Genomic DNA, 13,858 nt, shown 5'->3' with positions numbered 1-13,858 from the left:
CCGGGACACTCCCCCTGTGGACATCAGCGACTATTTCGCGTCAACGACGACGGGCTCTGGCTTCGCTGGGGTGGACGTTTCAGTTGCCGGCGGCGTGGTCTTCCACTTGAACCGGCGGCCGACGGACGAACCCCCACCGGATCCGGTGCGGTTCTTGTTGAAGATGTCGAAGCCGACGGCGAGCAGAAGCACCAGGCCCTTGATGAGCTGCTGGTAATCGGTGCCCAAGCCAAGGATGGACATGCCGTTGTTGAGGACGCCCATGATCAGGCCGCCGATCATGGCGCCGGCCACCGTGCCGATGCCGCCCTGGACTGCCGCACCACCGATGAAGGCCGCAGCGATGGAGTCGAGTTCGAAGCCGGTACCGCCTGCGGGCTGTGCGGAGTTCAAGCGAGCCGTAAAGACCAGCCCGGCCAAGGCGGCGAGGACACCCATGTTGACGAAGAGGCGGAAGGTGACCTTTTTGGTCTTGATGCCCGAAAGTTCGGCTGCGTGGAGGTTGCCGCCGATCGCGTACGTGTGGCGTCCGAAGATGCTGTTGTTCATCAGTGCCGAGTAGACGATCACCAGGACAGCCAGGACGATCAGGACAATCGGGGTGCCACGGTAGCTGGCCAGGAGGAACGTGATGATGAGCATCAGGACGGCGATGAACCCGTTCTTGACGGCAAACCAGGCCATCGGTTCATTCTCCAGGTTGAACTTGCGGCGAACCCGGCGTTCCTTGATGGCTTGGAACAGAATGGCAGCCGTGCCGCCCACGCCGAGGATGACCGTCAGCCATTCCAGCACGGAGGTGCCGCCGGAGATGTCGGGCAGGAAGCCGCCACCGAGGGCGCGCAACTCGTTCGGGAACGGGGTGATCTGCTGGTTCTTCAGGGTGATGAGGGTCAGGCCGCGGAAGATCAACATGCCTGCGAGGGTGACGATGAAGGCGGGGATGCCCACATAGGCAATCCAGTAGCCTTGCCACGCACCCACCAGCGCACCCACCAGGAGGCAGGCGGGGATGGCGAGCCACCAAGCCCAGCCCCAGTGCACGATCATCACGCCCGCCACGGCGCCGATGAAGCCTGCGATGGAGCCAACGGAGAGGTCGATGTGCCCGGCGATGATGACCATCACCATGCCGATGGCGAGGATCAGGATGTAGCTGTTCTGGACTACCAGGTTGGTGACGTTCTGCGGCTGGAGCAGGATGCCGTCGGTCAGGACCTGGAAGAGGATGACGATCAGGATCAGGGCGACGAAGATGCCAACCTGGCGAAGGCGGCTTGTGAGGAAGCCAAGGGATTCTCGTAGGGCGGACATGTTCGCTATTCCTTCTCTTGAGTCATGAAGTGCATGAGGGTTTCCTGGGTGGCTTCGGCGATGGGGACTTCGCCGGTGATGTGGCCCGCGGACAGCGTGTAGATCCTGTCGCAAATTCCCAGGAGCTCCGGAAGCTCAGAGGAGATCACAATGACGGCTTTCCCCGCCGCTGCGAGCTCCGCAATGATCGTGTAAATCTCATACTTGGCGCCGACGTCGATTCCCCGGGTTGGCTCGTCCAGGATCAGCACGTCGGGGTCCGAGAACATCCATTTGCTCAGCACCACCTTTTGCTGGTTTCCGCCCGAGAGCTTGCCGGTGATGGCGGCAACGGAGGGAGCCTTGATGTTCATGCTCTTCCGGTAATGGTTGGCAACGGTGGTCTCTTTGTTACCGTCCACCCAGCCTCGTTTGGCCAGCTTGTTCAGTGCTGCCATGGAGACGTTCCGCTTGATGTCCTCGATCAGGTTCAGGCCGTAGTGCTTGCGGTCTTCGGTGGCGTAGGCAATTCCATGGTCGATTGCGTCGGAAACCGTGGACGTGTTGATTTCCTGGCCGTACTTGTAGACCTTGCCCGAAACCGCCCGCCCGTACGTGCGGCCGAAGACGCTCATGGCCAGCTCGGTCCGGCCGGCACCCATGAGCCCGGCAAGGCCTACCACTTCACCCTTGCGCACGTTCAGGCTGGCATTGTTCACTACGGTCCGTGAATGGTCCTGCGGGTGCTGGACGGTCCAGTCCTCGATCCGGAGGACTTCCTCGCCGATGTTGGGCGTCCGGTCCGGATACAGGCTTTCAAGATCGCGGCCCACCATGCCGCGGATGATGCGTTCCTGGGTGATCTGTCCCTGGTCCAAACGCAGGGTCTCAATGGACTTGCCATCGCGGATGATGGTGACGGCGTCGGCCACTTTGCGGATCTCGTTGAGTTTGTGGCTGATGATGATGCTGGTGACGCCCTGGCCCTTGAGGTGCAGGATGAGGTCCAGCAGGTGGTCCGAGTCTTCGTCGTTCAGCGCCGCCGTGGGCTCATCGAGGATGAGCAGCTTCACCTCCTTGGAGAGCGCTTTCGCGATCTCCACCAACTGCTGCTTGCCCACACTGATGTGCTGGATGGGCGTTACGGGATTCTCGCTGAGACCCACCCGGGCCAGCAGTTTGGCGGCTTCCAGGTTGGTCTTCCGCCAGTCCACCCAGCCGTTCCTGGCAAGCTCATTGCCCAGGTAGATGTTCTCGGCAATCGACAGGTACGGGCTCAGGGCCAGTTCCTGGTGGATGATCACGATGCCGCGCTTCTCGCTGTCCGTGATGCTGGAAAATTCGCAGGGTTCATTCTCGAACAGAATGTCGCCGTCGAAGGTGTTGTGCGCGTAGACGCCGGACAACACCTTCATGAGGGTGGATTTCCCGGCTCCGTTCTCACCACAAATGGCGTGAACCTCACCTCGGTTGACGTCCAGGGTGACGTCCTGAAGGGCTTTTACACCGGGGAAGGTCTTGGTGATTCCTCGCATTTGAAGAATGGGTACGTTCATCGTCAATTCCCGCTGACTGGTTGAAACTGGGCCGGGTCGAGGGCTCGACAGGCTCTGGGGATGCTGTGGCCCCGCCACACTGCGCGCTGCAACACAGGGCGGTGGGGCCACAGATTGGGGAGGTGGTTACTTGACGTCGGCCTCGGTGTAGTAGCCCGAGTCGATGAGTTCCTTCTTGTAGTTGTCCTTGGTGATGATGACGGACTTCAGAAGGTATGCCGGAACAACCTTGACCTTGTTGTTGTAGGTCTTGGTGTCGTTGGTTTCGGGCTCACTGCCCTTGAGTACGGCGTCTACCATCTTCACGGCCTGGGCGCCGAGCTGGCGGGTGTCCTTGAAGATGGTGGAGTACTGCTCGCCGGCGATGATGGACTTCACGGAACCCTTTTCGGCGTCCTGTCCGGTCACTACAGGGAGCTTGCCGGTGGAGTAGCCGCCAGTGCTGGTCAGAGCGGAAATGATGCCGATGGACAGGCCGTCATACGGGGACAGCACGCCGTCGAGCTTGGTGCCGGAGCTGTAAGCGGAGGTGAGGATGTCTTCCATGCGCTTCTGGGCAACGGGTGCCTGCCAGCGGAGGATGGCTGCCTGCTCGAACTTGGTCTGGCCGCTGGGGACCTTCAAGGTGCCTGCATCCAGGTACGGCTTGAGGGTATCCATTGCGCCGGTCCAGAAGAAGTTGGCGTTGTTGTCGTCCGGGCTGCCCGCGAACAATTCGACGTTGAACGGGCCCTTGCCCTCTACCTTCTTGCCGCTGGCATCAACGAGTCCCAGACCCGTCAGCAGCGACGTGGCCTGCTGGACACCCACGGTGTAGTTGTCGAACGTGGTGTAGTAGTCCACGTTCGGCGTTCCATTGATAAGGCGGTCGTAGGCGATGACCTTGACGTTCTGTTCCTTGGCCTTGGCCAGGACGTCGGTCAGCGTGGTGCCATCAATCGCTGCAATGATGAGCGCCTTGGCACCCTTCGTCAGCATGTTCTCAATCTGGGAAACCTGCGTGGGAATGTCATCGTTGGCGAACTGGAGGTCCGTTTTGTAGCCAAGGTCCTTCAGGGACTTCTCAACGTTGGCTCCGTCAGCGATCCAGCGCTCGGACGTCTGGGTGGGCATCGAGATGCCAACCAGTGAATCGCTGGGATTTGCACTGCTGGTGGACTCGGCCGTGCCCCCGCGGCTACCGCAGCCCGTGGCTCCGACAGTCAAGGTTAGGACAACCGCTACGGCGCCCAGGAGTTTCTTCAATCTCACGATGCTCTCCTTCCGCGGCAGCATTGCCGCGAACTCTGATGCGGCCGGAGCATCTGCGCGTCCGGCGGTGAAGCGTTATGTGATCTGCGGCCAGCTGGGTGCCACATGCCACGAAAGGTGGTGCGAATGCCATTGTGAACGCTAACAATACCGTCGGTCAAGTGCCGTGGATCACGAAATGATTGCAGCCTCGAACCGCAGCCGAGACTATTGACTTGAGACGTTGTTAGCGTTCACAATTGGCGGCGTTAATGCGTGAAGACAAGGAAAAGCCCGGCACTGCCTTGTGGGCGGTACCGGGCTTCGAGGACCAGGGCCTAGAGCAGGGCTCCAGTGAGGGCCACAGCTACTTCGTTCACCATGTCCTCCACCGGCTTGGAGATGTCCACGACGATCCCGACTTCGTCGGACTGCAACGGCTCCAGGGTTGCCAGTTGCGAATCCAGCAGCGAGGCAGGCATGAAGTGTCCGGGCCGGGCTGTCATGCGCGCGTTCAGCAACTCGCGGGTCCCGTGCAGGTGCACGAACACCACAGACGGATCAGCGCTGCGGATGATGTCCCGGTAGGAGCGCTTGAGCGCGCTGCACGCGATGACAAGAGCAGTGCTCGACGCCGGGAATCGCCTTCCGATTTCGGCCAGCCAAGGCGCGCGGTCGTCGTCGTTCAGCGGAGTACCGGAGGCCATCTTGTCGATGTTCGCCTGCGGGTGCAGCGAATCGCCGTCGAGAAATTCAGCACCCAGGCGCTCGGCGAGGGCGGCACCGACGGTGCTTTTGCCGCAGCCGGCCACGCCCATCACCACGATGTGGTGGAGGGGTTGCGCCTTACCAATCATGAACAGTGCCGTCCACGAGGCGGTTGTACGGCAGGTACGCCTGCTGGTACGGGAAGGCCGCGGCGGCTTCTTCGTTGAATTCGACGCCGATGCCCGGGTTGTCGCCCGGGTGCAGGTAGCCGTCCTTGAAGGTCATGGACTGCTGGAAGACCTCGTTGGTCTTGTCCGAGTGCTGCATGTATTCCTGGATGCCGTAGTTGTGGATGGCCAGGCCCACGTGCAGCTGGGCGGCGAAGCCCACCGGGGAGATGTCCGTGGGGCCGTGGAAGCCGGATTTGATCTGATACTGGGCTGCGAAGTCCATGACCTTCTTCAACGGGGAAATGCCGCCGAAGTGGGTGGACGCTGCACGGACGTAGTCGATCAGCTGTTCCTTGATGAGGGTCTGGTAGTCCCACACGGTATTGAAGATTTCTCCGATGGCCAACGGGGTGGTGGTGTGCTGGCGGACCAGGCGCAGGCCTTCCTGGTTCTCGGCCGGGGTGCAGTCCTCAAGCCAGAAGAGGTCGTACGGTTCAAGCGCCTTGCCAAGCTTGGCGGCCTGAATGGGGGTCATGCGGTGGTGACCGTCGTGCAGCAGCGGGATTTCCGGACCGAACTCGTTGCGAACTGCTTCGAAGACGGTGGGCAGGTGGCGCAGGTAGGCGCGGGTGTCCCAGTCCTCTTCCAAGGGGAAGTTGCCGCGGCCGGCGGGCTCGTAGTCATACCGTTCACCCGAGGCTTGAGCCTGCGCGGCAACGCCATAGACGGCCTTAATGCCGGGAACGGCGGTCTGGATGCGGATGGACTTGTAGCCCAGCTCCAGGTGCTCACGCACTGAGTCGAACAGCGACGGAATGTCCGCTCCGGACGCGTGGCCGTAAGCCCGCAGCCCGTTGCGGGAAGCGCCGCCCAGCAACTGGTAGACCGGCATGCCGGCCACCTTGCCCTTGATGTCCCACAACGCCATGTCGACGGCGGCGATCGCGGCCATGGTCACGGGGCCGCGGCGCCAGTACGAGCTGCGGTACAGGAACTGCCAGGTGTCCTCGATCCGGTGCGGATCCTTGCCGATCAGCAGCTGAGCGACGTGCTCTTTGAGGTACGCGGCGACGGCGAGTTCACGGCCGTTGAGTGTCGCGTCACCAATGCCCGTCACACCATCCTCGGTGGTGATGCGCAGGGTGACGAAGTTGCGGGACGGGCTGGTCACAAAGACTTCAGCGGCAATGATTTTCATGGTGAGGGAGTCCTTCCGGTGGGTCTATGCGTGCGAAGTAGTGGCGGCAAACGAATCCAGCTGCCCGTGGATTTGCGAAACAGTGGCAGCGTCGTTCGCCAGCTCAGTGCTGATGAGCGCCACCAAGGCAGCGGTGCGGTGTTCGCCGTCGAGCGTTTTTGCGTCCTGGATGTCGGCGGCCAGCGGGTCCTGGAGCTCGGTGGTGGAGGACACGTACGCGAGCCAGGCAGCGATCATCCGGGCCGCGCCATCTCCGGAGCGGCCCGCGCTGCGTTCGGCAGCGAGGACCGGCACGGCGCGCATCCGCAGCTTGGTGGTTCCGTCCATGGCGATCTGGATCAGGTGGTGGGCGATCCTTGAGTTTCCGAAACGTTCCAACAAGGCCTTCCGGTACTTTGGTATCTGCAATTCGTCGCCGGGCAGGTGCCGGGATGCCTCGTCCCAGAACGCTTCCACAGCTCCCCTGCACACGTCATCGGACAACGCCTCGGCTACGGTCGCGTGCCCGCGGAGCAATCCGGCGTACGCCAGGATCGAATGCGAGCCATTGAGCAACCAGAGCTTCCGATTCTCAAACGGTTCAATGTGGTCCACGAACACCGCCCCGGCGTCCTCCCAGCGGGGCCGGCCGGCCGGGAAGTCCCCGCTGAGGATCCAGTTGTGGAACGGCTCGGTGACCACTGCTGCCAGGTCCCGGTAGCCGCAGGAGGCCGCAACGACGTCGAGGTCCGCCTGCGTTGTCCGCGGCGTGATGCGGTCCACCGAGGTGCTGACGAAGCTGACATTGGCGTCGATCCACGCGGCCAGGCCGCCGTCCCTGGCACGCGCCAAAGCGCCAACAGCTTGCCTCGCCACGTCGCCGTTCTCCGCAAGATTGTCACAACTTACGACGGCGATCGGCCCGCTTTCGGCGTCCCTGCGGGCGGCGAGGGCCGTCACCAAGCGAGCCAACGGCGTCGAACCTTCAGCGCTGCCTGCTATATCCGCCGCATAGGCAGATTCGGTGATGGTCAACGTAACGACACCCGTAGTAGGTGCGGCCACAAGCTCGGTTAACCGTCCGACGTCGGAGCCATCAACGGCCTCCACAATGCTGCCAACTACTTCGAAGGAGTCGCCGCGGCCCGAGCGTTCCACCACCGTGAACACGCCGTCCTGTTCGGCAAGGACATCGGCAGCATCCGGACGGCGGCCGGTGAACGCCGCAATCCCCCATTCCGCTGCGTCGCCCGCGTGCTGCGTGTACCACGCCTGGTGGGAGCGGTGAAAGGCACCCAAGCCGAGATGGACGATGCGGACGGGCGGCTTGGGCCGGGTCCCGCGGTTGAGCCGGGGAAGCCCCTGGTCCCCGGTCATAGCTTGAAGACCCTTCGCGGTGAGGAGTCCACGACGTCGACAATCAGCTCGTGCGCGCGGTCCTCGCTGATGCGGTGCTCGGCTACCAGCCGGGCGAGGAACGAGGCCTCAATCCTGCGCGAGGCGTCATGGCGTGCGGGGATGGAGCAGAAGGCGCGAGTGTCGTCGATGAAACCGGAGGACCGGGAGAAACCCGCGGTTTCCGTCACCGCTGAACGGAACCGGAGCATGGCATCCGGGGCGTCCAGGAACCACCACGGCGCACCGATGTAGACCGAAGGGTAGAAACCTGCCAGCGGTGCAAGTTCCCGTGAGAAAACAGTCTCGTCAAGGGTGAAAAGGACCAGATGGAAGTTCTTGGCAGTACCGAAATCCTGCAACAGGGGACGGATAGCCTCGGTGTAGTTGGTGGCGACGGGGATGTCGTGTCCGGTGTCTGCCCCGAATTCCTCGAACGTGGGCTGATGATGGTTGCGGTACGAGCCTGGGTGGATGGTCATGACCAAGCCGTCCTCCACGGACATCCTGGCCATCTGGTACATCATGTGGGCTTCGAACACGTCGCGGTCATGGGCTGTCGCCTGGCCGGAACGGGCTTTCTCGAACAAAGCTTCCGCGTCAGCCTCCTCCAGTTTCAGGGTCGCAGGCGTCCTGACTCCGTGGTCAGCGGACACCGCTCCATGGTCCACGAAGTACCGGCGGCGATTCTCCAACGCGGTGAGGTACCCCCGGTAGCCGCTGCCGCCGTCGGACGCCTCGGAGATGATCCGCTCTACGTTGGCGGCCCACTGCGGATGCGCGATGTTGATGTAAGCGTCCGGACGGAACGTGGGCAGCACCCGGCTGTGGAACGAGGGATCCTCGGCGAGCGCACGGTGGCTCTCCAGGTTGTCCAGGGGGTCATCAGTGGTGGCAAGGACTTCGATGTTGAAATCCTTGAACAGCTCGCGTGGACGGAATCCTGGTTCCGCGAGTTTGGTCGAGATGGAATCGAAGCTGGCATCGGCCTTCTCCGCGCTCAGTTCACCGCGCCAGCCGAAAACTGACTCGAATTGGGTTCGCAGCCAGTACCCGGACGCAGTGCCGTCGAACAGTGGCCATGCCGCGCAGAAATGCCGCCAGATTTCGCGGGGTGTGGCGTTGCCTGGCTGGAGTTTGTCCATGCTGATTCCCGAGGCATGGATGAGGCGTGTGACGTAGTGGTCCGGAGTGACCAGCAGGGCAGCAGGATCGGGGAACGGGGTGTTCTGCTCGATGACTGCTGCGTCCACGTGGCCATGCGGCGAAATGATGGGCAGGTCCTGAACGCGCTGCAGCAGTTCGCGGGCGATGCCGCGGGTGCCGGGATCGGCCGGCAGCAGGCGGTCGGGATGGGTGGCGAGGGACATGGCTCAGCCTTTCGAGACGGAGTCGGCGTTACCGGCAACGGCAAGTCCGGCGAGGGATGCGGCGCGGCGCAGGAAGTCCAGGTTTCCGGCCGTCCGCTCGGCGAGGGGAACCTCAGTGGAGAAGTCCTCCACGGTCACCCAACCGTCGTAGCCCGCGTCGGCGAGCGCCTTGAAGTAGGTCACTACGTTTCCAATTCCTGCTTCGAGGGGCGCCCATTCGCTGGCCCAGACGGCACCGCCGGCAGGATCGCGCTGGTCCGTGAGGACCCATCGTGCGTTCTTCACGTGGACGTGGGCAAGGTAGGGGCCCAGCAGTTGCAGCGCGGGCAGCGGCGACTCCCAGCCTTCGATCAGGAGGTTTCCGAGGTCGTGGATGACGCCGACGTGCTGCGGATCGAGGCCATCGAGGAGGCGCCTGGCGGACGACGCCGATGCGGTCACCGTTCCATGGTGCAGTTCCACCAGGGCTTTAACACCGTGGTGGGCCGCACGGCTGGACACCCACTCATAGTGCTCCCGCGTCGCGGCGAACAACTCCGGGTAGGACAGGCCCGTCGGTTCCTGGCCACCCATAGTGGAGTTGCCCAGCGGAAGGACATTGACGCGGACTTGCCTGGCACCCAACTCGGCGGTTGCCGCGAGGACGCGATCGACGTCGTCGTGGTTGTCGCATCGGGCGTAGCCGCCCAGGCCTGAGTACTCCAGGCCGGCGTCGGCGGTGATCCGTGCGATGTCCGGGAGTGATTCCTCAAGTCCGGTCAGGGGCCACGTGGCCTTGTTCCCTGCCCAGAAGCCCGGTTCCGGGGCGTCGGCCTGGTCCGTGACCCGCCATTCGATGCCGTGCCATCCTTGGGCTGACAGTTCCGTGACTGCTTCCTGGGGAGTCCATTCCGGCGTCGATGCCGTGAAAACAGAAAACTTCATGCCGTGACCTCCTCAAGCCGTCCATTGCCGGTCCGTACCTGGACATCGTTGTATTTGCCTGCAGTGACGTCGGCGATGAGGACCGGGTGGCCCAACGTGGCCGAGACATACAGCGCACGCACGGTGGCGAGTGCCGTGACTGCGTCCTTGATGGTGACGCCGGCGGGCCGCCCGGTCCGGATGGCCTCCACAACGTCGCGGTACTGGCGAATGTGCCCGGCCGGGTAGAGGGTGGGATCCAGGTTGGTCCGGGTGGCCGGTTCAGCGAACCTGGCGAGTTCGGACTCGGCTTGGTTGCTTGCGCCCGGGAGGCCCATGGGTCCGCTTTGGGTCTCTTCGTCCGAGGCGGCTGCATGGAAGTACTCGAGGTGGTCGTTGTCGATCACGGCAGAGCCCTTGCTGCCCATGACCTGCAGCCGGACGGTGAGGCCCGGGTAGGCGGCGGTGGTTGCGTGCAGAACGGCAAGGGCACCGGATTCGAAGGTGACGGTGGCAACGGCGGTGTCTTCCACCTCAACATCCGTGTGCGCCAAAAGAGCGGTCTTGGCGCTGATTTCCAGCGGACGGCCAAGGAACCACAGCAACAGATCCACTGTGTGGACGCCCTGGTTCATCACAGCTCCCCCACCGTCCATTGCCCACGTTCCACGCCAAGCGCCGGAATCGTAGTAGCCCTGGCTGCGGTACCAGCTCACGGAGGCGATGGCGGACGTGAGGCGCCCAAAGCGCCCGGCACGGCGGGCCTCGTCCACCACGATGCTCGCGGGATCGAAACGGTGCTGGCTGATGACGCTCGCAACGAGTCCTTTGGCTTCCGCCGTTTTGGCAGCCGCGAGGATCTCAGCCGCGCGGTCCAGGTTCACGTCCAGTGGCTTTTCGATGACCACGTGTTTGCCGGCATCAAGCACCTCCAGGGCTTGCTGGATGTGCAGTCCGCTGGGGGTAGCGATGATGACGAGGTCGACGTCGGCGCCGGCGAACGCTTCAGCCAGGCTTCGGAAGGTGGCCGGGCGGGCGGCGCCGTTGTCCTCGATGTGCTGGGCCAGTCCCTCGGCGGCTTCGGCGATTTCATCTACCAGCGCGGTGACGCGAAGGTCGGCGATCTCCCCGACGGATGCCGCGTGGGTGCGTCCGATGGTTCCGCATCCGGTGATGGCAACGTTGAGGACAGCAGTGGGGGTTTGCTTGCTCACTTGGTTTCAACTCCTGCTTCGGTCACGACTTTGGCAAAGGCACGGGCTGCCATCCCGAATGCGGTTGGGCCTGAGAAGCCGCCCAGGCCGTGTGCGCCAGCCAAGTGGGGTTCCAGGCTCGCGAATCCTACGAAGCCATCGGCTTTCAACGCCTCCACCGTGCGAAGGAGATCGCCGTCGCCTTCACCGGCAGGGACGACGACGCCGTCCGCGAACCGTGCGTCCTTGACCTGCAGGTACTCGAGGTGGGGACGGAGCTTGGCGTAGCCTTCGTCGAACGGCTTGACACCCACCTGAACGAAGTTGGCCGGATCCCAGGCCACTTTCAGCGCCGGTGAAGCCACGGATTCGATAATGTCCAGCACGCGATCGGGGGTGTCTCCGAAGATGTCCTTTTCATTTTCGTGAAGGAGCACAACGCCGGTCTCTTCGGCCACTCCTGCCAAGGCACGCATCCGCTCAATGACGTCATCGCGGATGCTGTCCACCGCGACGCCCTCGCCGTAGTAGAAGGAGAAGATGCGGATGTAGCGGGCCCCCAGGACCTGGGCCGCGTTGGCGGCACGCCGAAGGCGCTCCACCTCGTGTTCCACGGGAAATGTGACATCAACCTTGCCGATGGGCGACGCGATGGCAGAGACTCCCATGCCCGCCTTGTCCAGGAGATTCTTCAGCTCTGCCAATTGTTCCGGTGCGAGGTCCACGATGTTGGTTCCCCACGCGCTGCGGACCTCGATGTGGTTCGCGCCCAAGGCTTGGAGCACTGCGATCTGCAGTACCGGGTCGTCGTCGATTTCGTCTCCGAAGCCCGAGAGCGTCCACTCAACTGTTGCTGAACCGGTCATTGCTATTTGACTCCTCCGGCGGTGAGACCGCCCACTAGGTAACGTTGGAAAATCAGGTAGAGAATCACTACTGGTGCGGCGCAGACGAGCGACGCCGCCATCATCTGGCCGTACAGCGGGATGGCGCCGCCTTCCTGCGAAGCCCCGAAGATCTGCAGTGCCACTGCAGCTGTTTGGCTGTCCGGCCGGGTCATCACGGAGGCAAAGAGGACATCGTTCCAGCCGAGCAGGAACGCGAAGATTCCCGAGACCACGATTCCAGGCCAGCTAAGGGGCAGGATGATGCGGACCAGGACGCCGAGGTTGCTGGCGCCGTCGATCCTTGCAGCCTCTTCCAGTTCCCGGGGCAAGCCGCGCAGATAGGTGACCATCACCCATGTTGAGAACGGCATCGCGAACGTCAGGTAGGTGATGAAGAGGCCCCACTGGGTTCCGATGACCTGGACACCCAGGTAGCTCGCGGCTGATGAGAAGAGAACGAACACGGGCAGGACCATCAGCGTGCCAGGGACTGACTGCAGCGCCAGGAGGCTCCGCAGAATGGTTAGCCGTCCGCGGAACTGGTACCTGACCAGGACATACGCGATGGAAACTGACATGGCCGCTGACACCACGGCGGTGGCTCCGGCTACGAGCACGCTGTTGGCCAAGCCCTTGGCCAAGCCAACGCTTGACCAGATCTTGGTGTAGTTCTCCAGGGAGAACGTGGATGGCCAGAATTCGCCGTTGGCTACGCCGATGTCAGAATTCACTGACGCCAGGAAAATGTAGGCGACCGGGATCAGCACAATGGCGCTCAGGACCGTCAGGATGATTGCCAGCATGGGACCGGGCAGGAGGCGTGTCACTTCATGCTGCCGTTTGGAGCCGGGCCGGAAAGTATCCCCGGCCAAACCCCGGCGGGCGGTGCCGCGGACGGAGGTGGTTGATGCGCTCACTTCTTGCCTCCCGGCGTCTCGGCGTCGTCAAGTTTGACGGCGCGCAGGTAGATAAACAGCGGAATGGCGATCAGCACCAAGGACACAAAAGCCATGGCGGCGCTGAGGCCGAAGCGGAAGCTCTGGAAGCTGGTGACGTAGGTGAGGATCGGAAGCACTTCGACGTCGGCCGGGGCCGGCACGCCGAACAGCACGAACGGGAGCGTGAAGTTATTGATGTGATGCAGCATGCCGATCAGGAAAGCCAGCGCGAGCGGTCCCTTGAGATACGGGAAGATGACATACCGCAGCTTGTTCCACCACAGCGCACCGTCCAGGGCCGAGGCTTCGTGGACCTCATGGTCTACGGACTGCAGACCGGACAAAGCCAGCAGGTAGATGAACGGCCAGGAAGCCCAGATCTGGACCAGGATGAGCGTCCAATAGGTCTGCGGCCCGTTGAGCCACAGCCCGCCATCCATACCGAACACGCCCAGCGCCGAATCCACTACACCGTCCGGCTGGAACATGGTCCGCCACACAGTGGCCACCACGAAGGATGGAAGGACGTAGGGGATCAGGAAGATGGAGCGAACCAGCGCCCGGCCCTTGAAGGCGTTCTGCGTGGCCACGGCGGCAGCGATGCCCAACGGCAAAGTGATCACCATGGCGATCAGCGAATAGCTGACACTCAGCCACACCGAATGGAGCAGCGGCGAATCGGTCAGTGCCTCTACAAAGTTGTCGATTCCTATAAAGGGTGCGCTCACCCACTTGCGCAGGGTGTACTGGTCCAGGTTGAGGGCCGACATGTAGATGCCCAGGAACAGCGGAATCACAATGATGACGAACATCAGGAGTCCGCCGGGGATCAGCATCCACAGTGGACGGTTCCGCTCGCTCAATCCCTTGCGGCGGACGGGTTTCTTGCCGCGTCCGGCAGGCTGACTGGTTCCTGCGCCTGCCACCGGTGACGTACCGGCGTCGAACATTGTGCCGATCCGGCCCGGCTGCCCTTCGGCAGCCGGACCCGTTGCGGCCTTCATTTCCCTGAAGGAATCAGTGGACATGGGAGATCCT

The 13,858-nt window shown here is 62.9% G+C and carries 12 protein-coding genes; all 12 read right to left on the bottom strand.

The window, feature by feature from the left end:
- Positions 1-30: 30 nt before the first annotated feature.
- A complete protein-coding gene (gene mmsB, locus ARUE_RS02530; RefSeq protein WP_014920622.1) occupies positions 31-1,314 on the bottom strand; it encodes a multiple monosaccharide ABC transporter permease in 1,284 nt (427 codons plus the stop codon).
- Between the two features lie 5 nt (positions 1,315-1,319).
- Positions 1,320-2,849 carry a multiple monosaccharide ABC transporter ATP-binding protein gene (mmsA, locus tag ARUE_RS02525; protein WP_014920621.1) on the bottom strand — a complete coding sequence of 510 codons (1,530 nt, stop codon included), beginning with the start codon at positions 2,847-2,849 and terminating at the stop codon, positions 1,320-1,322.
- A gap of 126 nt (positions 2,850-2,975) precedes the next feature.
- On the bottom strand, positions 2,976-4,124 hold the full coding sequence (chvE, locus tag ARUE_RS02520; RefSeq protein ID WP_014920620.1) for a multiple monosaccharide ABC transporter substrate-binding protein: 1,149 nt from the start codon (positions 4,122-4,124) through the stop codon (positions 2,976-2,978).
- Positions 4,125-4,417: 293 nt separating this feature from the next.
- Entirely contained in the window at positions 4,418-4,936 is a 519-nt protein-coding gene (locus tag ARUE_RS02515) for a gluconokinase (RefSeq protein ID WP_014920619.1), read from the bottom strand.
- On the bottom strand, positions 4,926-6,155 hold the full coding sequence (manD, locus tag ARUE_RS02510) for a D-mannonate dehydratase ManD (protein ID WP_011773285.1): 1,230 nt from the start codon (positions 6,153-6,155) through the stop codon (positions 4,926-4,928). The genes ARUE_RS02515 and manD overlap by 11 nt, the downstream gene beginning before the upstream one ends.
- A 24-nt stretch (positions 6,156-6,179) precedes the next feature.
- Entirely contained in the window at positions 6,180-7,511 is a 1,332-nt protein-coding gene (locus tag ARUE_RS02505) for a mannitol dehydrogenase family protein (protein ID WP_014920618.1), read from the bottom strand.
- A complete protein-coding gene (uxaC, locus tag ARUE_RS02500) occupies positions 7,508-8,899 on the bottom strand; it encodes a glucuronate isomerase (RefSeq protein ID WP_014920617.1) in 1,392 nt (463 codons plus the stop codon). Before uxaC ends, ARUE_RS02505 begins: the two co-directional genes overlap by 4 nt.
- A 3-nt stretch (positions 8,900-8,902) precedes the next feature.
- Positions 8,903-9,823 (bottom strand): sugar phosphate isomerase/epimerase family protein, encoded by a 921-nt coding sequence (locus tag ARUE_RS02495; protein WP_014920616.1) that lies wholly within the window; start codon positions 9,821-9,823, stop codon positions 8,903-8,905.
- On the bottom strand, positions 9,820-11,016 hold the full coding sequence (locus ARUE_RS02490) for a Gfo/Idh/MocA family protein (protein ID WP_011773281.1): 1,197 nt from the start codon (positions 11,014-11,016) through the stop codon (positions 9,820-9,822). The genes ARUE_RS02495 and ARUE_RS02490 overlap by 4 nt, the downstream gene beginning before the upstream one ends.
- Positions 11,013-11,861, bottom strand: coding sequence for a sugar phosphate isomerase/epimerase family protein (locus tag ARUE_RS02485; protein ID WP_014920615.1), 849 nt, complete (start codon positions 11,859-11,861; stop codon positions 11,013-11,015). Before ARUE_RS02485 ends, ARUE_RS02490 begins: the two co-directional genes overlap by 4 nt.
- 2 nt (positions 11,862-11,863) lie before the next feature.
- Complete coding sequence (locus ARUE_RS02480) at positions 11,864-12,799, bottom strand: carbohydrate ABC transporter permease (protein ID WP_014920614.1); 936 nt, start codon at positions 12,797-12,799, stop codon at positions 11,864-11,866.
- Positions 12,796-13,848 (bottom strand): carbohydrate ABC transporter permease, encoded by a 1,053-nt coding sequence (locus ARUE_RS02475; protein ID WP_014920613.1) that lies wholly within the window; start codon positions 13,846-13,848, stop codon positions 12,796-12,798. Before ARUE_RS02475 ends, ARUE_RS02480 begins: the two co-directional genes overlap by 4 nt.
- Positions 13,849-13,858 lie beyond the last annotated feature (10 nt).

This window comes from Arthrobacter sp. Rue61a, from assembly GCF_000294695.2.
GTDB lineage: Bacteria > Actinomycetota > Actinomycetes > Actinomycetales > Micrococcaceae > Arthrobacter > Arthrobacter aurescens_A.
The sequence above is the reverse complement of the archived record's forward strand: the minus strand, read 5'-3'. Positions and strand labels throughout refer to the sequence as shown.